This window comes from Sulfurimonas denitrificans DSM 1251 (assembly GCF_000012965.1).
Taxonomy (GTDB): Bacteria; Campylobacterota; Campylobacteria; order Campylobacterales; family Sulfurimonadaceae; genus Sulfurimonas; species Sulfurimonas denitrificans.
The window spans coordinates 1,831,804-1,857,932 of the sequence record NC_007575.1; the positions used below are offsets into that span (position 1 = coordinate 1,831,804).

Below are 26,129 nucleotides of genomic sequence, written 5' to 3' on the forward strand. Positions count from 1 at the left end.
TTATATTTTTTAGCACTGTTTTTTATGAGATAACTCTTAATCAAGGATATAATAATGGAAAAAATTTTAGATATAGTTGAAGCAATAGCAAATGAAAAAGGTCTCAAGTCAGACAAAGTTAAAGAGGCTCTAAAAGCAGCTTTTATACAAACAGCAAAGAGAATAATTAACTCAAAATTTGCCTTTGAAGCTGTAATTAATACTCAAACAAAAACTATTGATATCATTCAAACAATCACAGTTGTCTCAGATAGTGATGAGAGATTAAAAGATGAAGAGATTGCACCTGCATATATCTCTATCACAGAAGCAAGAGAGTATGACGATCAGGTAGAACTTGATGATCAGCTGCAGATTCCACATGACTTAGAAGAGTATGGAAGAACTGCTGCATCTCAGCTACACAGAGAGATTGAGTACCATATTCAAAGAGTTGTAGAAGATGAGATTTTTAACAAGTACAAATCAAAAATAGGCTCTCTTGTAAATGGGCGAGTTACAAGAGTTGACAATCAAAACTCTACCTATATAGAGATAGATGAAATTCGTGCAGTTTTACCTATAAAAAACCGTATTAAAGGTGAAATTTTCAAAGTTGGAGACCACTTAAAAGCGGTTGTTAGACGTGTTGATATGAATAAAGAGAATGGCATACAGATAGAGCTTTCACGAACTTCTCCTAAGTTTTTAGAAGAACTTTTGGCACTTGAAGTTCCAGAGATTTCAGATGGAACTGTAATCGTGGAGAGAAGTGCTCGTATTCCTGGTGAGAGAGCAAAAGTAGCACTCTTTAGCACGCATCCACAAGTTGATGCTGTTGGTGCAACTGTTGGTGTAAAAGGTGTTCGTATAAATGCTGTTAGCCAAGAGCTAATTGGTGAGAACATAGATTGCATAGAGTACACAACTATTCCTGAGTTATTTATATCTAGAATTATGAGTCCTGCTATCATCTCAAATGTTGAGATACTAAAAGATGAAAACGGAGAGGCTCAAAAAGCGATAATAACTCTGCCTACAGATCAAAAATCAAAAGCGATAGGTAAGAATGGTATAAATATCCGTCTTGCTTCAATGCTGAGTGGATTGAACATCGAGCTTGTAGAGAGCGATGTAAAAGTTGCCCAAATGAGTGACATGCAAGATAATAAAGAGCAAAAAGAGGGCGTTGATGCACTTAAGGCGTTGTTTAACTGATTTAAAACACTTTCTGAGCAAAGCCCACAAAGATGGTAGGGACAATTGTCCCTACAACCACCTAAAGCTACATATATCTTTTCATATATGAGAAATTATTGACACTCTTTAGCTTTCTAAAACTACTTATTTCTCAATCAAAATATAAAAGTTAGTTTCTCTTCATGTATGGATTTAACTTTAGGAGTATGACATCTGCCACCATATTTCCAACTAACGTTAAAAATGCTGTTATCATCAAAGTTCCCATAATTATTGGGTAATCACGACTCATTGCACTCATATAAAATAGCTGCCCCATCCCCTCTATGCCAAAAATTGACTCTAAAATTACACTTCCGCCTATTAGCCCAGGAAGAGAGAGACCAAGAAGTGTAACAATTGGAGGAAGAAGATTTGGAAGTATGTAGTAGCGCAGCAGCTCTTTTTTTTCTATTCCTCTAGAGAGTGCAAAATAGTAGTAGTCACTCTTTAGTATCTCTAGTGTGAGGGAGCGAACATAGATTATCATGCTTCCTAGCCCCACAAATATCATCACACCTACTGGCAAAACCAAGTGCCATGCCATATCAAGATAGTAATTTACACCCCCTTTTGGCTCTATTGAGTGCAAACCTGCTATTGGAAAAATATCTAGCGTTGTAGAGAAAAATATGATAAAAAGAAGTGCAAGATAAAAAGATGGCATAGAAAAAGAGATTAAAGAGATTTGACGAATAAGGTAATCACTCTTTTTTTCATAATTTAGAGCGGCTTTTACCCCTAAGTACAAAGATAGAGCAAAGACGCTAAGAAGTGCTGTAATATTCATAATCAGAGTAATTGGCAGACGTTTTAGTATCTCGCTTGTTACATCTTGCCCACTAACGAAAGAGATACCAAAATTTAGTCTTGAGATATTTAAAATCCAGTCAAAATATTGTACATGTAGAGGTTTGTCAAGCCCATAAACAGCCTTTAGTGCGTTAATGGCTGCTGGTGTCATGTTTGGATTTAACTCTCCTGCGCCAAAAAAGCTATTTGGTGCTGCATGTATTGCTAAAAATGAAATAAGTGAGATAAGAAAAAGCATAAATAAAATGTATGTAAGTTTTTTTAGTAATTCCATCATAGGAGGATTATATCAAAAAAGTTTGCTACAAAACTCATTTTCCAAAAAAATAAGAGGGAAAATGAATTTTCTATTTAAAAAGTCTCTTAGCTAGAAACTTGTACTTATTGTGGCTATAAGGTTATCCTGATTTGGATTATTATCCATCTCAATACCTACATAAGAGATGCCTACTTCAAATTTGCCTAGCGCTTTAGTAATTCCAACGTTGTAGTAGTTTCCTACTTTGTCATAATCACCATAAAGAGCGCTCAATGTTAATTCCATTACAAGAGGTGCCGATAAACTTACTTCCCATGCATCAGTAGGATCTAACTCATCTGTTTTAATTCCGCTGTAATATTTTGCACCAATATTTACAACTTCGAAATCTTTACTTAGCCCAATATATGCTTCTGCAAAGTTAAGCTCTTTAGATTGATTGGGATATGAATAGCTAATTAATCCAACATCATAACCAATTCCATATAGTTCACCTGCGTAACCACCATATATATCTAACTCTAAAGAGGCTCTATTTTCAGCACCAAATTCTACATTTGAACCAAATACACCTAAGTACAAGCCTTTATAGCCTAAATCAAGGGCGCCTTGAAGTGCAGCAGAGTTATCACTTTGAGTCATACCTCTCCAAATATAGTTGCTAGTAAGAGCCATTTTTGAACTAATAGTTACATCAGATGCCTCATCTGCCCCAAATAAAACAGTTACAGCTAAAGCTGCAGTTAGAGTAATTTTACTCAATTTCATCTTATATCCTTTTTGCTGATAGGAAAATTTTATCATATCAAACTAAGAAGCCATTCAATAAACTGAGTAAATTTTAATCAGTTTTTAAATTATTTAGCAGCATCCCAAGAGAGAACTGTTTTACCCTCTTCGTTCTCCTCTGCCGCTGCCATACCCATTATATTATATCCTGCATCAACATAGTGAATCTCCCCTGTTACGCCTGATGCCAAATCACTTAAAAGATACATAGCAGAGTTGCCTACTTGCTCAATTGTTACATTTTTCTTTAAAGGTGCATTAATCTCGTTCCAGTTAAGAATCTGTTTAAAGTCGCCTATCCCTGCAGCAGCAAGAGTTCTAATAGGTCCTGCAGATATTGCATTTACACGTTGACCTTTTTTACCAAGCTCAACTGCCATATATCTAACCGTTGATTCAAGAGCCGCTTTTGCAACACCCATAACGTTATAATTCACTATATATTTAGGTCCGCCTAAATATGAGAGAGTAATAATTGAAGCATCGTCTGATAAAACAGACTCTAGGCGGTTTGTTAAATCAATCAAAGAGTAAACAGAGATATCCATAGCAATAGCAAATGCCTGTTTTGTAGTTTTCATAAACGGCTCGCTTAATGCCTCTTTAGGTGCAAATGCTACGGAGTGAACCAAAAAGTCAATCTTACCAAAATCTTTTTCGACAAGTGAAGCTATATTTGACATGTGAGCCTCATTAGATACGTCTAGCTCATATACTTTATCGCTTCCAAGTTCGGCTGCAATCGGTTCAACTCTTTTTTTAAGTGCATCGTTTAAATATGTAAATGCCATCTCGGCACCTTGATCTGCACACGCTTTTGCTATACCGTATGCGATTGATTTATTGTTTGCCAATCCTACTATTAAGCCTTTTTTGCCCTTCATTAACATACTCTTTTCTCCTATAATTTTTTATTTTTTTTATCTATATTTTGTGCGTACTCGCACATTGTACAAAAGTGTTCGACATAAAGTGCCGCACTTCCGACTAACACGCCATCAACGCCATCAAGCGCTAAAACTTCTTCAACATTTGTGACTTTTACACTTCCTCCATAAAGAAGCGGTGCAGTTGATTTTGCTTTTAACTCTTTATGTATCATTTTTATATCTTCAAGCGTTGGAGTAAGTCCTGTTCCAATCGCCCAGACAGGCTCATAAGCGATGATAAGGTTCTCATAAGCAGCGTCAATACCAACATACTGTGCTGAGATATACTCCATCATTTTTTCATGCCCCATCTCTCTTATATGTAGAGGCTCTCCGACACAGTAGATTATTTTGAAACCGAGATTTTTGTAAAAATTAAATTTTACTATTAGTGAGTCTTGTGTCTCGCCTATAACATGTCGTCTCTCACTATGCCCAATTAGGATAGTTTTTATACCAAACTCTTCTAACTGCTCATTGCCTATCTCCCCAGTAAACGCCCCATTTTGGGTAGGATAAGCATTTTGGGCACCAACAACTACATTGGCGGAGCTACTTATAAGATTAGAAATTGCAGGAAAAACAAAAACTTCTTGAGAGATATTGTGTTGATTTAAAAAACTCTCTACCTCTTTTATATATTTGGCAGTTTTTTCTCTTGTTAAATTTGTTTTTAGATTTGCTGCAATTATCATAACTTAACCTTTTTTTCTTATTAAAGATGCCACGCCTGGTAAAATTTTGCCCTCAAGGAGCTCCAGAGAGGCTCCTCCTCCAGTTGAGATAAATGTCATCTCATCATCAACGCCAATTCTTTGCACCAAGTCGGCTGTATCGCCACCACCAACAATTGTTGTAGCGTAACTATCTGCAACAAAATGTGCTATTTTATTTGAGCCACGTGCAAATTTATCCATCTCATAAACACCCATTGGACCATTCCAAAGGACTGTTTGAACATCACTTAAAACCTCTCCATAGAGTCTAACTGTAGCTGGTCCTATGTCTAATCCCATCCAAAGAGGCGGAATCTCTTGATATGAGACAATTTTGCTTATAGCATCCTCTGAGAATTTATCGGCAACTACCACATCAACGGGGAGATAAAATTTAACTCCAAGTTTTTTTGCTTCATCCATAATTCGCCCAGCCTCTTCCAATAAGTCATCCTCAACAAGTGAGGCACCTATATCGTAGCCCAGTTTTTTCAAAAATGTAAAAGCCATTCCGCCACCAATTAGAACCTTATCTACACGTGGAAGTAAGTTTATAAGAGCTTCTAGTTTTCCAGAAACCTTACTTCCTCCTACTATTGCAGCAAAAGGACGTACTGGATTTTGTATGATTTTGCCCAAAAAATCTATCTCTTTTTGAAGTAAAAATCCTGCTGCTTTATGTTTGTCGTCAAAAAAATGTGTAATTCCCTCAACAGAAGCATGAGCACGATGGCTTACACCAAAAGCATCATTTATGTAAAAATCTGCCATTGATGCCAACTTTTTTGAAAGTTCCTTATCGTTTTTTGTCTCACCCGCTTCATAACGAAGATTCTCAAGCATTAAGACTTGACCAGATTTAAGTTCAGACGCTCTCTTTAGTGCGTCCTCTCCAACAACGTCGCTTGCGAGATCAACTTCTCTTCTTAAGAGATGCTGTATTCTCCTTGCAATTGGGATAAGTGAATACTTATCAACAACTTCTCCCTCTGGGCGACCAAGATGAGATGCTAAAATTACTGCACACTCCTGATCAAGACAGTAGTTTATAGTAGATACTGCTGAGCGAATGCGTCTGTCATCTGAGATATTTCCAAACTCATCCATCGGCACATTAAAATCACATCTTATAAAAACTTTCTTACCAGCTAAATCTAAATTTTTAATATTTAATAGTTCCAAATGCTATCCTATTTGCTAATGTGTAGTGCCATGTCTAAGAGTCTTGTAGAGTACCCCCACTCATTGTCATACCAAGCCATAATTTTTACCATATCGCCATCTATTACCTGAGTTAAATCCTCTGCGACAATAGCGCTATATTCGCATCCAACAAAATCTTGAGATACTCTCATCTCTTTATCCATTAAGATTATTCCTCTCAAAGAGCCCTCTGCAGCTTTGTTAAATACAGCAGTAACTTCTTGTATTGTCGTTTTTTTCTTTACGATTACGTTTAAATCAACCATAGAGACGTTAGGAGTTGGAACACGAACGCTTTGCCCGTGAAGTTTGCCTTTGAGTTGTGGAAGAACCAGTCCAATAGCCTTTGCTGCACCTGTCGTAGTAGGTATCATATTTATAGCTCCAGCACGTGCTCTGCGCTTATCTTTTGAGTGTTTTACATCTAAGATATTTTGATCATTTGTATATGAGTGGATGGTTGTCATAAGACCTTTTTCTATTCCAAAAGCATCATCTAATACTTTTGCTATTGGTCCTAAACAGTTTGTAGTACATGAAGCATTTGAAACAATGCTCTCGCCTTTATAAAGATGTTCATTTACACCTATTACAAATGTTGGTGTGTCATCTTTTGCTGGAGCAGAAAACAGAACTTTTTTAATTCCATTATTGATATGAATTTGAGCATCTTTTTGACTTAAAAATACACCTGTACACTCTAAAACCATATCTGCACCACACTCAGCAAATTTAAGATTTTTTGGATCACGATCACTAAAAACTCTGATTTTTTTACCATCAATAGTGATGTTATCTTCATCAACCTGCACTACTTCACTCTTAAATGTTCCATGAACAGAGTCGTTCTTAAGAAGATAAAGCATCATATCCATGCTTGCCATGTCATTTATTGCAACTATCTCTACATCATCTCTTGTTGCGGCAATTCGAGCCACACAGCGACCGATTCTACCAAATCCGTTAATTGCTATTTTTAGTGCCATTATATTTCCTAATTAAAATAAAAATTGGGCAATTTTACCTAAAGTTAGTTATAATTCGCTTTAAATATGGATACAATCGCACTTTTTGGTGGCTCATTCGACCCACCGCATATCGGTCATGAGGCTATTATAGAGGCTTTAAAGAAATTTAAAGATATTGATAAAATTATAATAATGCCGACGTTTTTAAATCCTTTTAAATCAAATTTTTACGCTCCTTCTTCACTTAGAGTGAAATGGCTCAGAGAAATTTTTAAAGAGGAGAAGAGAGTTGAAGTATCAGATTATGAAGTTTTACAAAATAGACAAGTTCCAACCATAGAGACAGCAAAACACCTCTTAGAGAGTTATAAAAAAATATATCTTGTAATAGGTGCTGATAATCTTGCTAAACTTAGGGATTGGAATAGTTACGATGAGCTAAAAGAGCTTGTTACTTTTGTAGTAGCCACAAGAGATGATATAGAGATTCCAGATGAGTTTATAATGCTAAGCGTTGATGAAAAAATATCATCAACGCAGCTAAGAGAGAATATACAACTCTCAAAACTGCCAAAGAAGTGTGCAAAAGAGATATATGATTTTTATAAGGAAGAGCATTGCAAAACAGAATAGAGAAAATAACAGACGTTTTAGATAAAAATAAAGCAGAAAATATAGAGGTTTTTGATTTAAGAGAGAAAAACTACTTTGTAGATTATGCGATTATAGCATCATCTCTTGGTTCAAGACATACATCAGCTCTTTTGGATCATCTCAAAAATGAGCTAAAACCAGCAGAAAAATTTAATGCAGTTGATGAGAGTAGTGATTGGATTGTTGTGGATTTAGGCGATGTTCTCATACACATCATGACACCTGAATACAGAGTAAAATATGATATGGAGAGCTTTTTAGCATCTCTTTCTAATGGCAAAGAGGGTATGCCTCTTTAATTTTATTTGCTTTTTACAAAAGCTTCACGCATCTTCTCGTGCGTGAGAAAAAATCAATCCTACTAAAATATTTACTTTGTTGTTAAAGACACCTCAACATCATTTTTTTGTAAAATATCCCTATAATCGTAAATTGCATCTACATATTTAACAGCTTCGTTTCCTCTTGCATAGCCATGTTTAAGGGTTCTATAATATTTTTTCTGCGAAAGCATTGGTAAAACTTTTTTCAAATCTGCCCAGCTATTTTGGTTTAATCCTAGTTGCTGCGCCAGTTTTTGAGCATCAGCTACGTGCCCCAATCCAACATTATAAGCAGCAAGAGCAAATTTAAGGCGATCTTCTCCCGTCACATCAGCATGAACGCTTTTTATCATCTGATCTAGATGTTTTGCTCCACCAAAAATACTCTCCTGTGGATCAATTCTATTTTTGACTCCTAGCATAGATGCTGTATCTTGTGTTAGCATCATCAATCCTCTAACACCTGTATAGCTTACTGCGTTTGGATTCCAGTGAGACTCTTGATAAGAGAGTGCCGCTAGTGCTGAGTAGGGAATTTCATATTTAACAGCCGCCTCTTTAAAATAACTCTCATATTTTGGCAATCTTGTTTTAATTCTTTTGTAAAACATAACAGTGTCATAGTAATCAAAAAAGAGGACATAACTGTAGTAGTGATCTTTAAGCCTTGCCATCTCTCCGCTTTGATTTACCGTATTTAACCAAGAGTACATGTCATTTTTTAACATCTTAGAATCTGGGGTTAAAATCCACGCTTGTTGTCTTCTGTTGCTTATATCAAAAGCAAGTACAATATTTTTAAAATAGCGCTGATTCAACGCATATATGTTTGAGTCTATTATTGTGCAGTCTATCTCATGCGTATCTACTTGCGAGATGAGCTCTTCAGTTGAATATTCGGCTGTATATGTAGCATTAATATCAAATCCCTCTTTTTTCAAACTCTCAATAGTCTCGCTATAACTAGTGCTATCGCCTACAACTACTCTTAAGCCTGAGAGGCTATCTGCATCACTTGGAAATCTTCCATCTAAGAGCAGTGATTTATTGCAGACTACCTGTTCTTGGGCTTCAAAATATGATGGACCAAAGTTAAACTCTTTTTCTCTCTCTGGTGTTTTTGTCAAAGATGCGGATGTTATATGAATATCTGGATTTTTACTAAGCTCTAGCGCTTCTTTTATAGTATTTGCTGTGGTTATATTTAGCTTTACACCTAAGTGATTTGCGTATGATTCAAGTAAATCGTACTCAAAGCCTTTTGGTCCATCTGAGCCAATATAGTAAGTTGATGGCGCATTAAGAAGTACTACATTAAGAGCTCCACTTTTTTTAATCTTCTTTAAAGTGCTCTCTTTTATCATCTTGTATGCGTCATTGTAAAGCGCATGTGTCATCCAGCCAAATGCAAAGAAACTTATTGCAAAAAGTGCAACAGATCCTCTCTTCATATATTTATTCATAGCAGTAGTTTATCTCTCAAAACTTACGCAAAAATAAAACGGTTAATCCCATTTTCATACTCATGTGCTAGAACCTGATTGTGGGCTTTTAAGATAGAGTCAACAAGATATAATCCAAGTCCAAAACTATTTTTAGAAGGGTTGTCTTTTGTAAAAGGCTCTATATAATACTGAAGAGGATGAGCTATACATTCACCCCTGCTCTCAAAGGCTAACTCATGCCCTTTTATAAGAATCTTTACATGTGAATCAATAGAGTACTTTATGCCATTATCTATCATATTTTTTATAGCTGTTGTATAGAGCCTAAAATTTGCATTTATCTTATGTACCGCATCAACCTCAACAGTTATACTACTTCGCTCTATCATCGCCATATCTATTGCGCCATCTATTATATCAACAAGCCGATACTCTTTAAAATCTGTTTTATCTCCCATACATGTAACCTCTTCAATGAGAGCAAACTCATTTACAAGTGACTCAAGACGACCAAATATGGAGCTAAATCTATCTTTTTGTTTTTGTGACTCTAACATCTGAGTTGCAATAGTACCTTTTGCGATTGGTGTTTTTAGCTCATGCATAATATTTCTTAAAAACAGAGTCCTTGACTCTAGTATAAGATTTATCTTCTCTCTTGTTGCTTCTAGTTCATTTGAGACAAGTGCTATTTCATCGTGTCCATTTGCCTTAAAAGAGACATTCATATCTCCATCACCATAAAGTGCAATCTTTTTTCTAAGCCTAATAAGAGGTCGAAGTTTTCTTAAAATCAGCACAAATGAGACAGAAATAATAAAGATTATAACCAGATATGAGTAGGCAACATTCCAGTATTTATATGGTTTTAGCTCTTCATCCAAAATAAGTACCGAAGAGGAAGGTGACTGAAGATAGAAGTATATTTTTCTATTAAACTCAAGCATAGTAGCTGTTAAATCTGTTACAATTTGCTTTGTATAGAAACCATTTCCAGAGAAAAGCAAAGAGGAATTCACATTTTGAAAATCTTTTTTCTTTAAAATCTTTGCATTTTTTAAAACTATCTCAATATCTTTTTCATCTTTTTCTAAAACAAAATTGTAAACTGCCAAATTTGCTTCAAGCATAATTTGAGAATCTACTTTTTGTTGATGTTGTTGATATATTTGAGTGATAATAGCGTGTTTTGTGAAGATATTGTTTATGTAGTTTTGTTTGTTAAGTTGAAAAAATTTCCAAAATACAACACTCACGCTCACTAAAGTAACAGTGAGCGCAAATAGAACAGTTATTAAGACGGCATGTTTGCGCATTGGTTTATCTCCTAAAACAATGAGAACTATTTAAGAAGTTTATATCCAACGCCTCTAACAGATTCGATTAGAGATTTGTCTCCAAGTTTATTTCTTATTCTACCGACCATAACATCAATACTTTTGTTTGAAGAGTCTTCATTTATAGCATTTACATTATGAATCAAATCTTCTCTTGAAACCACTAAACCTTGCTTTGCAATCATATATGAGAGTATGCCAAATTCAGCATTTGTAAGGTCTATGTTTCTTCCGCGATATGTAATCATCATCGAAGACATGTCACATTTAAAGTCGCTCTTTGACTCCTCTTTTTGTTGTGATTTTGCTTCATAACGTCTTAAAACTGAGTGGATTCTAGCCTCAAGTTCTCTGGGATCGTAAGGCTTTGGAATATAATCATCCGCACCAAGTTCTAACGCTTTTACTTTATCTGTTACATCACTTCTAGCTGAAGAGATGATTATAGGTATGTCTTGACGCTCACGAATTGCTTCACAAACTTCTAAACCATCCATTCCAGGAAGAGTTAAATCAAGGATAACCAAATCAAATGGTTCCAACTTTAAGATACTAACCGCTTTAAAAGGGTCATCTTCTGTAACAACATCAAATCCAAACTGCTGTAAGTACTCCGTAAGAATTTCAGCAAGTTCCAAATCATCTTCAATCATTAATATTTTTTTCATGCTCAAATCTTAACAGAGATCAAATAATAGCTAGTTAATGGTTTTGATTTCATCATTAATTAAGAGACTTTTTCAAGTCTGTTATAAACTCTGTAATATCGTCATGTAAGGCCTGTAAATCCTCTTCATGCTCCACTTCATCTGCTAATATTTGAGAAACAATATCATAAGTAACTATATCTTTATCTCTTGTCATATCAACTAGTGTTGAGTAGATAGATATAGCACACTGCTCGCCTTTGATAGAGTCTTGCAGTATATTTACAACATCAAAGTGTGTTGGTTCTTCATATCCACAATTTGTATGTGTAAACCAATCTTTTGGATTTAGCAGAGGAGTACCGCCTAGTTGTAAAATTCTGTCCGCTACCATGTTAGCATGTCTTAGCTCATCTGCTGCATGCTGCGTAAGTTCCGCAATAGCCGCATCTTTCATAATTCCTTTTACAACTTTAGCTTCAATAAAGTATTGATAATATGCCAACCACTCATCAGCATAAGCTCTGTTTAATATAGTGATTATCTCACTAATCTCTAAACCTTTGATAATCGAATTTCCAAACTTTGCCATAACTTACTCCTTAAAGTGTTTTTATCTCTACTAGTATAGTTCTTTGAGTCTTAAATTATAATTTTTACTCCAAGAACTTTGTAATATTGTAAGCTATGAAAGCTAATGAATAAGCTGCTATGGAAGTAAATGTCAAGAGATAAAAGAAGTATTTTATTCCTCCAGCTTCACGTGTAAAGACGACTGAAGCAGCCAAACAAGGCAGATAAATCATTATTACAACAATAAAAGCAACCGCAGAAGCAAAAGGAATATTTTTTGAAATTATCTCTTTTAGTGAACTATTCTGCTCATCTACATCATTACCAAGTGAGTACAAAACGCCAAGTGTTGAAACAACTACCTCTTTAGCAGCGAGTCCCGTTTGAAGTGCTACACTCATCTTCCAATCAAAACCAAGCGGTGCAAAAATAGGCTCAGAAAACATTCCAATTTGACCTAAATAGCTCTGTTTTAGATGCTCTTGTGCAAAGCTATTTTCAAACTCTCTCTTTTCTTCTTCGCTTGTTGCGCTCTCTATTTTTGCATCAAAACTCTCTTGTAGCTCCACATTATGTGGATAGTTACTAAAAAACCAGATAAGAATTGAAGCTGCTGCTATAAATGTACCAGCTTTTTTTAGATACATCAAAGTCTTTGTAACAACTGTATGCCAAATAAGTTTTAATGATGGAAGTCTATACTTTGGCATCTCCATAACAAAAGGCTCATCCACACCCTTAAATGCTGTAAGTTTTAAAATCTTAGCAGCTAGCAAACCAATTGCAGCTCCAGTTATATAGATAGCAAATAGGATATTTCCAGCCATACTCTCAGAAAAAAATGCACCTGCAAAAAGTACGTAAACAGGCAGTCTAGCCCCACAACTCATAAATCCTATGATAAAAAGAGTAAGAAGTCTGTCTCTATCGTTCTTTAATATTCTAGCTGACATGTAAGCGGGAATCGAGCAGCCAAAACCAGTGACCAGCGGGATAAAAGATTGTCCATGAAGTCCAAACTTGTGAAAGAAACCATCTAGCAAGAATGCTACTCTTGACATATAACCAGTACTCTCCAAAAGAGCAATACCAACAAAGAGTATCGCTATATTTGGAACAAAAAGCACAACAGCACCAACTCCAGCTATGACTCCATCTACGATTAAAGAGCGTATATCATCATTTGCAATTGTCGCTCCTACAGTCTCACCTAGCCATGAGAAAAAGCCATCAATCCAATCCATAGGAATAGAACCTATCTCAAAAGTCAACTGAAAAAGAGACCACATAAAAAACAGAAATATAGGAATTCCAAAAATATTGTGTATTAAAACAGCATCTATTTTATCTGTTAGCGTTCTCTTCTGTATCTCTTTGGCATATTTTAAAACTTCATGTATCACACCTCTGTTAAAAGCTGCATATTCAGAGGCAAAAGCCTCTTTTATATCATCACTCTCATGGTGGAGTTCTATATGTTTTAGAGCCTCTATAACTAGTGGTTGCAGCTCTGTCCAGATAGGATTGTCATGCAACTTTGCATAAGTTTTTTTCTCACCTTTTAAAATATTTATAGCTACATTTCTATAAGAGTTTTCATCTTTGTATTTATGCTTTGCCAAACTGCGCACAATCAAAGATATCTCCTCTTCAACTGCTTCACTAAAGAGAAGTTTATTTTCAATTTTTTCACTCTCAAACTCATCTATAAGAGCTTTTATAAGTGTCTCAATTCCAAATTTTGTAGCAGCGGAGACTTTTATACATGTAATGCCAAGTATAAGAGACATCTGCTTGTCATCTATCTCTATGCCCTCTTTTTGTGCCTCATCACTCATATTTAAAGCGATAACAATTTTTTTGCCTATACTCATAAGTTCAGCAGTTAATTGGAGGTTTTTCTCTAAGTTTGTAGAATCAACAACATTGACAATCAAATCATAATGCTCTTTATAAAGATAATCAGTTGTAACTCTCTCTTCAATAGAGTACTCACTTAGAGCGTAAGTTCCTGGAAGATCTACAACAGTAAAATGGTAATCTTTATAGTCAAAAAGAACTTCGCTCTTCTCCACTGTAACGCCTGTAAAATTTCCTACATGTAGATTCGCTTTTGAGATAGAGTTGATAAGCATGCTCTTTCCAACATTTGGCTGACCAACTAGTGCAATTTTTATATGTTTTGCTGTAATAGGACAGCTTTTTGCTACGCTTTTCATATCTTTTCTACCTCTATTAAATCAGCTTCTTTTGCTCTTAGAGCCAGCCTTGTATTACCTACTTTTATCTCTATTGTACTTTTTGCAGGAGCATACTCTAAGACTTCTACAATCACATCTTTCATAACACCAAAAGAGATGAGTCTCTGTTTTAACTCTGCATCTGCATTTAGTTTTGTAACTCTTACTACACAAGCTTTTTTACATTCACTTAATTTTTTTTTCATTTTTTTATCTTTTATTTTTATCTAGTATTATAAAGTAAAACGCACGTTAATATATAATGATAATAAATATCATATTAAATATCGGTTAAAATCAAAAACTATATGAAGCAAACACTCTTATATTTTCCCAATCTCCATCATTACTTCCACTATTTTCTTTGTCGCTGTTTTTAACATATATAGCTGCAATAGTTAGATTTTCATTCGCTTTATATTCAAAACCTAGATTTTGTTCTATTATATGCTCTTTTGCCTGCAAAGAGTTTGCATCTCCATCAAAATCTCCATAAGCATACATAAAACCAAATTTACCAATTCTATAAGTAATACCCATAACAATGGCTTTTGCATCCCTATCCGCCGTAATAGCATCAATAATCATAGAATCCATATTTGTGTACAAGGTTCCTCCTCCAAAACCAGAAAAACTTCTTTTATCCGCTTCTCTTTTGGATTTATTATACGCAGCAGATATAGCAAAATCTTCAAATATTACAAACTCTGCCATAACGCCATATATGGAAGAGTCTATTGCGCTATCGTGTGATTCTTTCTGATTTAAATACTGTGCGTTTGCGTGGATAGCATAGTTTTGTGATATAGCTAAGTGGAGTGAAATATCTGCGTAAAGAGAAGAGTTTGCAACATTTCCTGTTGCACTGTTTGGATTTGTATCTTTTGATATATCATAATACCAAACTCTTGTATCTAAAAATTTTGTAGAGTATGAAATTCCACCAAAATATGTTCCATCATCTCCAGTATCTGACCAATGATTTGAAGGAGATAGCTCTGTGTCAACTCCTTGCCATTTTGTTAGCAATCCGCCAGTTAGCATTAACCCTTCATTTTCATAAGTTGCTATATACGCTTCAAACGTATTTAAAATCATTCTAATGTCATCGCTGTCTGCTAATGGAGTATCTATTAATTGACGTCCTGCACGAAGATTTAATCCATCGTTTTTATAATTTATATAAGCTTGAGAGAGTTCAATATAACTCCCTTTTTCTGAAGATATTTCACTATTTTGTTTTGTATCATCACCTGTTGCAAAATTTATATCTTGTGCGGCTGTAACCTCCATAGCAGCGTTAAAACCTTTATACTCCGCAAGTTCATATTTTAAAATACCGCCAATGGCAGTTGCATACTGATTTTGGGCTTCATTGCTGTTATAACCAGAGTATAACACTCTGGCTTGCCCTGAAATAGTAGAGTCTTTAAAAACATGTTTTGCACGATCAACTGTTGAGACCTCTTTTTCATCAGGTTTTGAGACATTGTCAATTATACCTCTAATAGAGTGCTCTCTATCTTTTATATTTTGAGATGCTTCTTGTGCAGCATTTGCGTTAATATTAAAAATAAAAAGAGTGGCAAATGCGCTAAGAACTATTTTTTTAATTATTTTTAACCCTTTATTAAAAACTTATCCTGAATGATAATCAATATCAACTTACATATAACTTAATATTGATAACTCTTATCATCTCCCATCTTGTTAAAATTTTATAGTAGAATCTTTTTTTAGATTATTATCTCAATTAAAAGATTATTATGAAATTTTTATACAACTCATCATCTCACTTTAATTTAGCAAATATGTTTACTTTTGTAAATATTACTGCTGGCTTGTTAGCTCTCTACTTCATAACTCAGGAGAACTTTTTTCTTGCAATTATTTTAGCTTGGATTGGCGGAGCTTTTGATATTTTTGATGGAAAAATTGCTAGAAAATATAAACTCTCAAATGAGTTTGGCATACAACTAGATAGCTTTGCAGATTTTTTAAGCTTTGTGCTTGTTCCCGTATTTCTCATATTTCAAGCCATTTATAGCAGTAGTTTCTCTGGTGTCATGCTTCTTATAGCTGGAGCCATTAGCGTTTATTATGTAATTTCTGGGCTTAGAAGACTCATAGAGTTCAACATAAACTCAGACGCTGGAGAGGTTAGCAGACACTTTATAGGCGTTCCTACTCCTCTTGGTGCAATCTTGCTTTGGCTAGTTTACTTAGCACAAACTTATAGTCTAATACCCTCTTTTATAGTTTTTTTCTTAATGGTTGCTATTGGTTGGAGCTTAAACTCAAAAATAAAAGTACCGCATCCATAAATCTATTTTGAGTTTAGTGCGTACTTTCCACTTCCTAACATAAATATAATAACAGACATCATAAGATACAAAAATGGCAACTCAAAAACAGGTGCGCCATGTTTGCCTAAAGAAAACAGAGCTCCTCCATACGCCAAAAAAATCGCAGCTACCATATTTAGCCCCAGTATTACTGACGCAGCTCTAACATAAACACCAAGTATTATAAATATAGGTATGACAACCTCACCAACATAAACACCATAAGCTAAAAACTGTGGTGCTCCAGCACTAACTAGAAGATGTTTGACTCCATCAATACCGTTTATAATCTTATCTAACCCATGAAAAAGCATCATAACTCCGACACTAAGCCTTAGCAGTAATTTTGCAATGTCGTTACTCATTTTATCTCCTTAACTTCTCTAAATCTGCAACTTCCAACCAAGATAACCTTAGAATTTTTTATAGCCTCTTTTATATATTTAAGCGTTCCCTCTGGATCTGCGTCGCCTACTTCTTGTGCTATTATCTTTAAAATATCACTCTCTGAGGTAACTCTATATACTTTTTCATAGCTGTATTGTGTCTCTATCTTCATTTTTTTCTCTTTTTCTCTATCGATTCTCTTTTAAAATTATATAATAATAGCTAAAAATTCAAATATAGCGTAATTATAGTAGCTACAAACGCCCTATCTACACAATATCAACTTAAACAATTCTAAATATAATTTATTTTACAAAAAAGAGAATATATTTGGGTATAATTCGCCAAATATTCTAGGGGAAGGTGCCATGTCATTAGTGACATGCTTGTATCATCTCCTATCTTAAAGGAAAATGATGCAAGAAAATGCACAAACACAGACAGAAGAAAAGTTGATCACATTTGATGATTTAGGTTTAAAAAAAGAGATACTTCGCAGTGTCAAAGATGCTGGATTTACAGTTCCAAGTCCTATTCAAGCAGCGGCAATTCCGTTTATATTAGCGGGGCGTGACATAGTTGGTCAAGCTCATACAGGAACAGGTAAAACAGCGGCATTTGGTCTTCCAGCACTTAACAATATCAACCCTAATGATGGTGTTGGCATACTAGTTATCACTCCAACGCGTGAACTAGCGACTCAGGTAAGTGATGAACTTTTCAAATATGGCAGAAACATAGGCGCTAGAACTGTAACAGTTTATGGCGGAAGCTCTTATAACAGACAAATTGACTTAATCCAAAGAGGTGCAAGTGTTGTTGTCGCAACTCCAGGAAGACTCTTGGACATACTCAAAAAGAACCTTTTAAAAGATTTTGCTCCTAGCATAGTTGTTCTTGATGAAGCTGATGAGATGCTAGATATGGGCTTTTTAGATGATATTAATGAGATTTTCTCATACTTACCATCAAATCGTCAAACACTTCTATTCTCAGCTACTATGCCAAAGCCAATCAAGCTTCTTGCTGAGAGAATCTTAGATAATCCTGAATTTATAAGTATCACAAAAGGTGAAACTACAAATACAGATATAAACCAAGAGTACTATGTAATTGAAGAGAGTGAGAGAGATGACGCTATTATCCGTTTGATGGACGCTGAAGCTTGTCAAAAGTCTATTGTATTTTGTAGAACAAAAAGCGAAGTAGATAGACTATCAAATGTTTTATCAAGCGCTGGATATTTAGCAAATGGTTTACATGGAGATATGGAACAACGCCAACGTGAAACAGTGATTAAAGGTTTTAAAAACAATGGTGTTAAAGTTTTAGTTGCAACAGACGTGGCAGCTCGTGGAATACATGTAGATAATATTTCACATGTATTTAACTACCATATTCCTTTTGATCCTGAATCTTATGTTCATAGAATTGGGCGAACAGGACGTGCTGGAACTAAAGGTAAAGCAATTACGCTTTTAACTCCTCTTGAGTTTAAAGAACTTCAACGTATTAAAACTAAAGTTGGAACTACTATGACTCACGCCTTTGTTCCAAGTAAAAATGATTTGCGCGCAATTAACCTAAAATCAATAGCTACTTCAATTGAAGAGCATAACATTTATGATGAGGCACATCAGATTTTAGATATGTTAAAAGAGGATATTGATGAGCCGACTATCATGTTTAAACTTGTATCTATGATTTTAGATAGACAGGCAATTCAAGGACCAAATAGCATAGGAATTCCTGCTGAGAAACTAGCAGCTATCTTAGAACGTGCTGATAAGAGAAGAGATTCTAAAGGTGGACGTGGAAACTTCCGTGGAAACAGAAGCGCTCGCCCAAGTGGCGATAGAAATCGCTCTGGAAGTGGAGATAGAAACCGCTCTTCAAGCAGTAGTGATAGACCTCGCTCAAGTGAGGGTGGCGACAGAAATGCTCGCCCAAGTGGCGGTGGTTACCGTGGAACTTCAAGCACAGGTGAGAGAAGCCGCCCAAGCGGTGATAGAAATCGCACAAGCAGAAGCAGAGACTAAAAAACTTCTAAAAACCCGATACATTTCGGGTTTTTTACAACTTTTACATTGAAAAAAATTGCAGCTTTTGCAATCTTTGACAAATCTTCAAAAAAATATTTTACCAACTTTTTTATAAAAACCATCCCTCTATGAGCAGTATAAATTAGATATAATTTACAAAAAAAGAGAAAATATGATTATCTATGAAGATGATGAATTTTATGTTGAAAATGAAAAAAGCGAGATTCCATGGCTAAAAATTTTTACAAAAGAGCCATACAGAGAGTTAGGCGATGTTCCAAAAGATTTAAGAGTAAAAATATGGGAAGTTTATGACGCCATTGAAGATGAGATGAGAGCATACTACAATCCAAAAAAAATAAATATGGCATCATTTGCAAATATGCTACCTCGTGTTCATATACATGTAATGGCTAGATTTGAAGAAGATAGCTACTTTCCAAACCCAATGTGGGGAGAGAAACTAAGAGTAGCAAAATTAAATCTTCCAGATGAAGAGAAGTTTTTTAAAAAAGTTAAAGAAGCTCTACAAAACAGATAACTTAAGAGCAAACTTTAACAATGGGCATCTATTTTTAGAGCTTGAATCTTAAGTTAATTTTACTCCGAAGCAATATAATTTGATGTATAATAAAAACAGCTGCAATTAAAGTAACATTAAATTGAAAGAGGTTTTTATGAATATCACTTTATTGATGTCAAGAGTCTTTGGCGCTCTCGCCTTAGTACTTTTATTATATGGATTTGTTATACCCTCGGTAGGCTTCAATGGAACTCTTGAGCGCATCAAAGATAACAAAATTGAAGATATCCCCTCATACGTCTATCCACTTTGGAATTTTTATCAAAAGGGCAGATACATTGGTGTAAATACCCAAAAAGATGCAAGAGGCAACTTAGAAAAAATGGTTGAAATATCTGAAGAGATAGGTGTGCCATCACTTCCCGTATGGAACTTTTCACTTGAAGCACCAAACTATCCAAAAGAGGCTTTTCCTTATGGGCTTCCAGTATATATCCACTTTGATGGCCTCAGCGGAGAGGTTCATGAGATGAACACCATTAACCACTATGTAGGAATGGCTCGCATGGAGAGAGGCGGAATATATGAAAGCTCTCTTGCTCCTTATGCACTAATTGCATTGGCAATTGTACTTATGCTCTTTATCATTTATGAGAAAAAGTGGCTTAATTGGCTTATGGCGATTCCCGTACTTCTTCCTTTTTTATTTTTGGGAATTTATGGCTATTGGTTATATTGGTTTGGGCATAACCTTCATTCAGGAGCTATTACAATAGAGCCATTTACGCCTGTAATTTTTGGTGATGGAAAAGTAGCGCAATTTACTACTCATGCCTACCCTGCTACAGGTTTTTGGGTTTTATTAGCTATTAGCATCTTCTCTTTGATAGCATGGTATTTTAGATCAAAATCTAAAAAAACAGACTCTTTAACAAAAGCAACCTATCTGCAACACTCTATTTTTATTGTTACTCTATTGTTAGGTATTGGAGCTAGCGCGTATGTTTTAAAAACTGATATAGAAGTAGATACACTTGCTAAAGTCACTGCCCTTATTGAGAGTTCAAAAGAGTCTAAGGCACCACTGATTAAAGAGGTATTAGAGATTACTCAAGAGCAAAAACAACAAGAAAAGGATGCTCTTATAAAAGAGAGAGAAGATCAAAGAAAAGAGCAGGAACAAAAGATAAAAGCTCTAGAAAAAAGAGCTGGATCTGCTGGAAAATTTAAAGTAAGTCCAATGTACAAAAGTAGTTGTGCTCCATGTCATGGCAATAGTGGAGAAGGAAGTGTTGGACCAAAACTTGTTGGATTCAGCAAAGATGAGTTACTTAAAAAATTACTCGATTTCAAAGCAAATGAAGATGATATGCACATAGCTGTTTTTGATTCCTTGTCAAATGAGAATTTACAAGAGCTCTCTGAAGAGATTGCAATATTTGAGAATCAATAGACAAAATAGAGGAGAATAGCGTGAAAAAATATTTGCAGATTGTTTATGGTGCACTTTTAGGAGTGTTAGTTATAGTGCAAAGTGCGACTGCTGAGTCAGAGTTTCAAAAAGTTATGCAAAAGCGTGGTCTTAGCGAAAAAGACGCACTCGCTGCATTAAAAGTTTATAACCCTAGCGGCAAGCATGACGAATATTATGCTTTTGTCAGCGGAGGACAATCTGGTCAAGTGATGGTTTATGGCATCCCATCTATGAGAATTTTAAAATATATTGCAGTTTTCGCCCCAGAACCATGGCAAGGCTATGGTTTTGACACTGATTCAAAAGAGATTTTAAGACAAGGAAACATCAGAGGAAGAGAGATTAATTGGGGAGATACACACCATCCAGCGCTCTCTGAGAGTGATGGAAAATATGATGGAAAATATCTCTTTATCAACGACAAGGCAAATGCAAGAATTGCTGTAATTGATTTAAAATACTTTGAAACTTCACAAATCGTAGTAAATCCAATCTTCAAATCAAGCCACGGAGGCGCATTTGTAACTCCAAATACAGACTATATTCTTGAATCTTGCCAATACGCAGCCCCTTTTACAAATGATTATTATCCTATGGAGGCGTATGAAGAGGTTTATCGAGGTGGAGTAACGTTTTGGAAATTTGACAAAAAAAACGGAAAAATTTCACAGCAAGACTCTTTTACTCTTGAACTCCCTCCTTATATGCAAGATTTAACAGATGCAGGCAAAGGTATCTCGGATGGATGGGCATTTACAAACTCTTTTAATTCAGAGCTCTATACAGGAGGCATAGAAAAAGGGCTTCCTCCTTTTGAAGCTGGATGTAGCCGCAACGATATGGACTACCTACATGTATATAACTGGAAAAAATTAGCTGAGCTTGTAAAAGATGACAAAAATGTTAAAGTAATAAATGGACATAGAGTCATACCCATAGAAATAGCTGTTAAAAACAACGCACTTTTCTTAATTCCTGAAAATAAATCTCCTCATGGAGTTGATGTAAACCCAGATGGACAGTACATAATAGTTTCAGGCAAACTAGATACCCACGCATCTGTTTATGATTTTAAGAAGATTCTAAAGCAGATTGAGAACAAAGAATTTGCCTCAAAAGATAGTTATGGCATACCAATTTTAGATATTAAAAAATCTCTACATGGACAGTTAGAACTTGGACTTGGGCATCTGCACAATACATTTGGCAAGGAAGATGGCACAATTTATAGCTCTTTATATGTTGATTCTCAAGTCGTAAAATGGAATTACAAACAGCTAAAACTTTTAGATAGAACAAATATACACTATAACGTTGGACACCTTGAAGCAATGGAGGGCAAATCTGCTGACCCTCAAGGAGAGTATCTCATCGCTCTAAATAAACTCTCTATTGATAGATTTTTGCCCGTTGGTCCATTACATCCGCAAAATAACCAGCTCATAGATATTGGTGGTAAAAAAATGGAACTTCTTGTTGATATGCCTGTTCCACTTGGAGAGCCACATCAAGCCGCTTCAATTAGAGCAAGTAAGATTCATACGGAAGTCAGATATAACATGGGAACTAATTCAAAGACTCTCAAACCACATGTAGGAAAAACTCTCGCTGGACAAGAGAGAATTGAGAGAAAAGGAAATCATGTTTATATCTACTCCACAATGGTACGCTCACATATAAATCCTGAACATATTACTCTTAACAAAGGAGATAAGGTTACGATGTATATTACCAATTTAGAGCGTGCTCAGGATGAGACTCACGGCTTTACAATTGATCATCATAACATCCACGCCTCTGTGGAACCTGGAGAGAGTGTCCAGTTGGACTTTGTAGCAGATATTGAAGGTGTCTTTCCTTACTACTGTACAGAATTTTGCTCTGCACTTCATATTGAAATGCTTGGATATATGCTAGTTAAAGACCCAAATAAAGATTATGGGTGGATTCAAAAAACAAAAATCAAAGGACTCTCCAAGGAGGAGTTACAAAAAGAGTATGAAAAAATCTTAGCAAATAATGAAGCAACCAACAGTGTTATAGATTCACTCTTTAAATTTTTTGAAGATAGAGGATATGCAAAATATCCTACTGTAAAGAATCTAGTAGATGATGCAAAAGATCAATATACCAAAATAGATTCTGAGCGAGAAAAAGCAACAAAAGCATACAACGAAAAAAATCTCGAAAATGCAGTTCTTTTTGAAAATATGGTATGGCAATATATGATTAAAACCGCTGATTCTGCTATTAGAGCTAAAGATCTTTTGGTCACAAATTTAGCTACAAAAAAATCAGCAGGGGCAAAAAAAGGAGAAGAGGTATTTCATGAAGGAGGATGTTCTGGCTGTCATGTTGTCGGTAGAGTCAGCTCTGGTCCTGATTTGATAGGTGTTCTTAAGCGACATAGAAACGCAGAGAAATGGGTCGCAGAGTATATCAAAAACCCAGAGAGTAAATTTAAAGAACCCTACATGGAGAGATTGATTAAGTTTTTCAACCTAAAGATGCCAAATCAAAACATGAAAGACGAAGAGATTAAAGATATCATAGAATATTTTAAATGGATAGATGAAAATGCTGATTTGTTTTGATTGTATAGATTAATTGCATAACTCAGATAAAAGATTATTTTTATCTGAGCTTATTAGTTATAAAGAAAAGATAATAATTATATAACTGTTTTTGCCTATTTTAACGGTGAAAAAGGAACCAATGCACTTCCCCAAGTAAGCCCTCCGCCAAAAGCATCAAGGAGCATAAGCTCTCCTGCTTTTAACTTTCCACTCTCATATATATCATTTATTGCCATTGGGATAGATGCGCCTGAAGTATTTCCAAACTTCTCAACAGTAAGCACTACTTGTTCATCGTTTAGCTTTAATGCATCGCCAACTGCTTTTATGATTCTAAGATTTGCTTGATGTGGAACAAAATGCTTAATCTCTGAACTCTCTATGTTGTTATCTTGCAAAATTTCAATAACATCTTTAGTGAGAGTTTTAACAGCAACTTTAAAAGTCTCGTTGCCCTTCATCTGCATAAAACAGCTCTTAGCTTCTTGATCTAGAGTATCATGAATAGAGCCGCTTCCGCCATTTGGAGACATCAGCAAATCCGCAAACTCTCCATCTGCTCCAGTGTGAATATCTATAATTGCTTCACTTTTATCATCAGTTGCACTTATAATAGCCGCTCCAGCACCATCACCAAAAAGAATACATGTACCTCTGTCTGTATAATCAGTTATAGAGGATAACTTCTCCGCACCAATTATTAAGACATTTTTTTTCATTCCCGATTCTATAAATGCTTTTGCAATAGAGAGTATGTAAACAAATCCTGTACATGCAGCAGAGATATCAAAAGCTGTAACATTTTCAAGACCTAGTTTTGTGCTTATTATAGTAGCAGTTGAGGGCATGCAAAAATAGTCTGGCGAAATAGTAGCACAAACTATCATATCGATTTTGTTCTTTTCTATACCGCTTCTCTCAATAGCAATCTGGGCAGCTTTTGCTCCCATATCACTTGTAAATTCACCATCTGCTGCAATATGTCTCTCTTTTATACCTGTTCGTTTAGTTATCCACTCATCAGTAGTATCAACCATTTTTGACAAATCTTCATTCGAGAGGATTTTAGAAGGGACATAAGCACCTATTGAGCGAAATGCAGCATACGCCATTAATTTTCCCTATTTTTTAAGGTTTCAAGTCTTTGAATAATATGCCCATTTACACCAGTATCAACATAGCTTATAGCCTGAAATATTGCATTTTTTATAGCTTTTGGATTGCTTTTTCCATGACTAACAATAACACAACCTTGAATACCGATAAGCGGAGCACCACCTATCTCTGCGTAATCCATCTGTTTTTTAAGTAATACAAAAACTTTTCTCATTAAGAGTGCACCTGTAATTGCTACTGGTGATTTTCTTATGTACTCTTTTATAAGCCCAGTTATAGTTGAAGCAACACCCTCTGAAGCTTTAAGAACTAAATTTCCTACAAAACCATCACACACTATTACATCGCAGCTTGCATTGAAAATGTCACTTCCCTCAACATTTCCCTTAAAGCCTTTATACCCTTCAAGAAGTTTGAATGTAGCTTTTGTAAGCTCATTTCCTTTGCTCTTCTCTTCTCCATTTGCCAATAATCCGATTGATGGTGTAGTAATTTTGAACATATCCTCAGCGTAACAACCACCCATAACAGCAAACTGCATCAAGTGTTCTGCTTTGGAATCAACATTTGCACCAACATCTAGTATAACAGATCTGCGAGAACTTTTTGTAGGCATAAGTGCTACAAGCGCTGGTCTCAAAACACCCTTTAGACGTCCTAATCTAAGAGTAGCCAACGTCATTGTTGCACCACTGTGACCAGCGGATACAACTCCTTGTGCCTCTCCATTTTTCACTAATTCAATTGCTTTATAGATAGAACTCTCACTTCTCTTGAGTGCATCGGTAGCCGCATCATGCATAGATACAACATCATCGGCTTCGACTATAGAAATCTTATCTCTATAACGTTTTGGTAACAGAGGTAAAATTTCTGATTTTTTACCTACAAGAATAGGAATGAAAAGTTTTTGTTTGAGAGCTTGAATACAACCGTCTATAATTGGCTTGGGACCGAAATCCCCGCCCATTGCGTCAATAGCGATCTTCACCATTGACTATTTATACTCACCAGTTGTTGGGTTAATGTGGTGTGGAAGTTTATAAGTTCCATCTTTATCTTTAACTGGTTTAGCTAAAGTGATTTTGTAGTGAGTTCTTCTCTTTGCTGAACGTGAATGAGAGACTCTTCTCTTTGGTACTGCCATAATATAATCCTTTCTATTTTATTTAAAACGCTTCTTCATAAGAAGCACTATTTTTCTTGCAATTTTCACAGCTTTTGTAGTCACTTTTTATAAGTTCTATCTCCGAGTTCATAAGCTCTTTTAAATCCAATGTAGAGTCTAATGACTCAACAACATCTAAAAGTGTATCTTCACTCTTTGTGTAGATTCCATCAGAGATAAAAAATTCTATATCTTCATCTACCTCAAGTTTAAACTCTTCGGCGCAAACATCGCAATCTGTGTTAATTACCCCATTTAATTGTGCTTTTAGCAAAATTAATTTGTCGGCATCATACTGTAAAAAACCTTTAAAAGTTATTTTATCAGACTCAACTTCAAAGTCAAGTGGAGTTTTACCGACCTTTATAAGAGATACTTTCAAAA

27 protein-coding genes are annotated in these 26,129 nt (G+C 35.3%); 8 read left to right on the plus strand and 19 right to left on the minus strand.

Going from position 1 to position 26,129, the window contains the following annotated elements:
• Nucleotides 1-54 precede the first annotated feature (54 nt).
• Nucleotides 55-1,197 carry a transcription termination factor NusA gene (gene nusA / locus SUDEN_RS09100; protein ID WP_011373363.1) on the plus strand — a complete coding sequence of 381 codons (1,143 nt, stop codon included), beginning with the start codon at nt 55-57 and terminating at the stop codon, nt 1,195-1,197.
• Nucleotides 1,198-1,348: 151 nt separating this feature from the next.
• Here the strand turns inward: nusA and SUDEN_RS09105 are convergent, their stop codons facing one another.
• The 6 genes from SUDEN_RS09105 to gap form a co-directional block, all read right to left on the minus strand.
• Complete coding sequence (locus SUDEN_RS09105; protein ID WP_011373364.1) at nt 1,349-2,308, minus strand: ABC transporter permease; 960 nt, start codon at nt 2,306-2,308, stop codon at nt 1,349-1,351.
• A gap of 90 nt (nt 2,309-2,398) precedes the next feature.
• The gene (locus SUDEN_RS09110; RefSeq protein WP_011373365.1) at nt 2,399-3,058 is read right to left on the minus strand and encodes a TorF family putative porin; all 660 of its coding nucleotides are present in this window, start codon (nt 3,056-3,058) and stop codon (nt 2,399-2,401) included.
• 89 nt (nt 3,059-3,147) lie between these two features.
• Nucleotides 3,148-3,969, minus strand: coding sequence for an enoyl-ACP reductase FabI (fabI, locus tag SUDEN_RS09115; RefSeq protein ID WP_011373366.1), 822 nt, complete (start codon nt 3,967-3,969; stop codon nt 3,148-3,150).
• A gap of 11 nt (nt 3,970-3,980) precedes the next feature.
• Entirely contained in the window at nt 3,981-4,703 is a 723-nt protein-coding gene (locus SUDEN_RS09120; RefSeq protein ID WP_011373367.1) for a triose-phosphate isomerase, read from the minus strand.
• Nucleotides 4,704-4,706: 3 nt separating this feature from the next.
• Nucleotides 4,707-5,906, minus strand: a complete 1,200-nt coding sequence (locus SUDEN_RS09125) for a phosphoglycerate kinase (protein ID WP_011373368.1) — start codon at nt 5,904-5,906, stop codon at nt 4,707-4,709.
• Nucleotides 5,907-5,914: 8 nt separating this feature from the next.
• Nucleotides 5,915-6,913 carry a type I glyceraldehyde-3-phosphate dehydrogenase gene (gap, locus tag SUDEN_RS09130; protein WP_011373369.1) on the minus strand — a complete coding sequence of 333 codons (999 nt, stop codon included), beginning with the start codon at nt 6,911-6,913 and terminating at the stop codon, nt 5,915-5,917.
• 66 nt (nt 6,914-6,979) lie between these two features.
• On the opposite strand from gap, the gene nadD reads away from it, so the two are divergent.
• A complete protein-coding gene (nadD, locus tag SUDEN_RS09135; RefSeq protein ID WP_011373370.1) occupies nt 6,980-7,528 on the plus strand; it encodes a nicotinate (nicotinamide) nucleotide adenylyltransferase in 549 nt (182 codons plus the stop codon).
• Nucleotides 7,513-7,848, plus strand: a complete 336-nt coding sequence (gene rsfS / locus SUDEN_RS09140; RefSeq protein ID WP_011373371.1) for a ribosome silencing factor — start codon at nt 7,513-7,515, stop codon at nt 7,846-7,848. The genes nadD and rsfS overlap by 16 nt, the downstream gene beginning before the upstream one ends.
• Before the next feature lie 71 nt (nt 7,849-7,919).
• Here the strand turns inward: rsfS and mltF are convergent, their stop codons facing one another.
• From mltF to SUDEN_RS09175, 7 genes are all read right to left on the minus strand, one after another.
• Complete coding sequence (mltF, locus tag SUDEN_RS09145; protein ID WP_238374805.1) at nt 7,920-9,323, minus strand: membrane-bound lytic murein transglycosylase MltF; 1,404 nt, start codon at nt 9,321-9,323, stop codon at nt 7,920-7,922.
• Between the two features lie 35 nt (nt 9,324-9,358).
• Nucleotides 9,359-10,633 carry an ArsS family sensor histidine kinase gene (locus SUDEN_RS09150; protein WP_011373373.1) on the minus strand — a complete coding sequence of 425 codons (1,275 nt, stop codon included), beginning with the start codon at nt 10,631-10,633 and terminating at the stop codon, nt 9,359-9,361.
• 26 nt (nt 10,634-10,659) lie between these two features.
• Nucleotides 10,660-11,322, minus strand: coding sequence for a response regulator transcription factor (locus SUDEN_RS09155; RefSeq protein WP_011373374.1), 663 nt, complete (start codon nt 11,320-11,322; stop codon nt 10,660-10,662).
• 55 nt (nt 11,323-11,377) lie between these two features.
• Nucleotides 11,378-11,893, minus strand: a complete 516-nt coding sequence (locus SUDEN_RS09160) for a ferritin-like domain-containing protein (protein WP_011373375.1) — start codon at nt 11,891-11,893, stop codon at nt 11,378-11,380.
• Nucleotides 11,894-11,957: 64 nt separating this feature from the next.
• Nucleotides 11,958-14,093 (minus strand): ferrous iron transport protein B, encoded by a 2,136-nt coding sequence (feoB, locus tag SUDEN_RS09165; RefSeq protein WP_011373376.1) that lies wholly within the window; start codon nt 14,091-14,093, stop codon nt 11,958-11,960.
• Nucleotides 14,090-14,320: a FeoA family protein gene (locus SUDEN_RS09170; protein WP_011373377.1), complete on the minus strand. Its 231-nt coding sequence runs from the start codon at nt 14,318-14,320 to the stop codon at nt 14,090-14,092. Before SUDEN_RS09170 ends, feoB begins: the two co-directional genes overlap by 4 nt.
• 91 nt (nt 14,321-14,411) lie before the next feature.
• Nucleotides 14,412-15,731: a hypothetical protein gene (locus tag SUDEN_RS09175; protein WP_430742003.1), complete on the minus strand. Its 1,320-nt coding sequence runs from the start codon at nt 15,729-15,731 to the stop codon at nt 14,412-14,414.
• Between the two features lie 149 nt (nt 15,732-15,880).
• Between SUDEN_RS09175 and SUDEN_RS09180 the strand changes: the two genes are divergently transcribed.
• Nucleotides 15,881-16,438, plus strand: a complete 558-nt coding sequence (locus SUDEN_RS09180) for a CDP-alcohol phosphatidyltransferase family protein (RefSeq protein ID WP_011373379.1) — start codon at nt 15,881-15,883, stop codon at nt 16,436-16,438.
• A gap of 2 nt (nt 16,439-16,440) precedes the next feature.
• Here the strand turns inward: SUDEN_RS09180 and SUDEN_RS09185 are convergent, their stop codons facing one another.
• Nucleotides 16,441-16,824 carry a DoxX family protein gene (locus SUDEN_RS09185; RefSeq protein WP_011373380.1) on the minus strand — a complete coding sequence of 128 codons (384 nt, stop codon included), beginning with the start codon at nt 16,822-16,824 and terminating at the stop codon, nt 16,441-16,443.
• Nucleotides 16,821-17,018, minus strand: a complete 198-nt coding sequence (locus SUDEN_RS09190; RefSeq protein WP_011373381.1) for a hypothetical protein — start codon at nt 17,016-17,018, stop codon at nt 16,821-16,823. Before SUDEN_RS09190 ends, SUDEN_RS09185 begins: the two co-directional genes overlap by 4 nt.
• 244 nt (nt 17,019-17,262) lie before the next feature.
• Here SUDEN_RS09190 and SUDEN_RS09195 point away from each other — a divergent pair, with 244 nt between their 5' ends.
• From SUDEN_RS09195 to nosZ, 4 genes are all read left to right on the plus strand, one after another.
• On the plus strand, nt 17,263-18,885 hold the full coding sequence (locus SUDEN_RS09195) for a DEAD/DEAH box helicase (protein ID WP_011373382.1): 1,623 nt from the start codon (nt 17,263-17,265) through the stop codon (nt 18,883-18,885).
• Nucleotides 18,886-19,060: 175 nt separating this feature from the next.
• The gene (locus SUDEN_RS09200; protein ID WP_011373383.1) at nt 19,061-19,429 is read left to right on the plus strand and encodes an HIT family protein; all 369 of its coding nucleotides are present in this window, start codon (nt 19,061-19,063) and stop codon (nt 19,427-19,429) included.
• A 136-nt stretch (nt 19,430-19,565) separates the two neighbouring features.
• Nucleotides 19,566-20,864, plus strand: coding sequence for a c-type cytochrome (locus SUDEN_RS11405; protein WP_011373384.1), 1,299 nt, complete (start codon nt 19,566-19,568; stop codon nt 20,862-20,864).
• Nucleotides 20,865-20,884: 20 nt separating this feature from the next.
• Nucleotides 20,885-23,479, plus strand: coding sequence for a Sec-dependent nitrous-oxide reductase (gene nosZ / locus SUDEN_RS09210; protein ID WP_011373385.1), 2,595 nt, complete (start codon nt 20,885-20,887; stop codon nt 23,477-23,479).
• A 95-nt stretch (nt 23,480-23,574) separates the two neighbouring features.
• Here nosZ and SUDEN_RS09215 read toward each other — a convergent pair whose 3' ends face one another.
• The 4 genes from SUDEN_RS09215 to SUDEN_RS09230 are packed head-to-tail and all read right to left on the minus strand — an operon-like array spanning nt 23,575 to nt 26,127.
• Nucleotides 23,575-24,573, minus strand: coding sequence for a beta-ketoacyl-ACP synthase III (locus SUDEN_RS09215; protein WP_011373386.1), 999 nt, complete (start codon nt 24,571-24,573; stop codon nt 23,575-23,577).
• Nucleotides 24,573-25,571, minus strand: coding sequence for a phosphate acyltransferase PlsX (gene plsX / locus SUDEN_RS09220; protein ID WP_011373387.1), 999 nt, complete (start codon nt 25,569-25,571; stop codon nt 24,573-24,575). Before plsX ends, SUDEN_RS09215 begins: the two co-directional genes overlap by 1 nt.
• A 3-nt stretch (nt 25,572-25,574) precedes the next feature.
• Nucleotides 25,575-25,724 (minus strand): 50S ribosomal protein L32, encoded by a 150-nt coding sequence (gene rpmF, locus SUDEN_RS09225; protein ID WP_008335740.1) that lies wholly within the window; start codon nt 25,722-25,724, stop codon nt 25,575-25,577.
• Between the two features lie 22 nt (nt 25,725-25,746).
• On the minus strand, nt 25,747-26,127 hold the full coding sequence (locus SUDEN_RS09230) for a hypothetical protein (protein WP_011373388.1): 381 nt from the start codon (nt 26,125-26,127) through the stop codon (nt 25,747-25,749).
• Nucleotides 26,128-26,129: the final 2 nt, after the last annotated feature.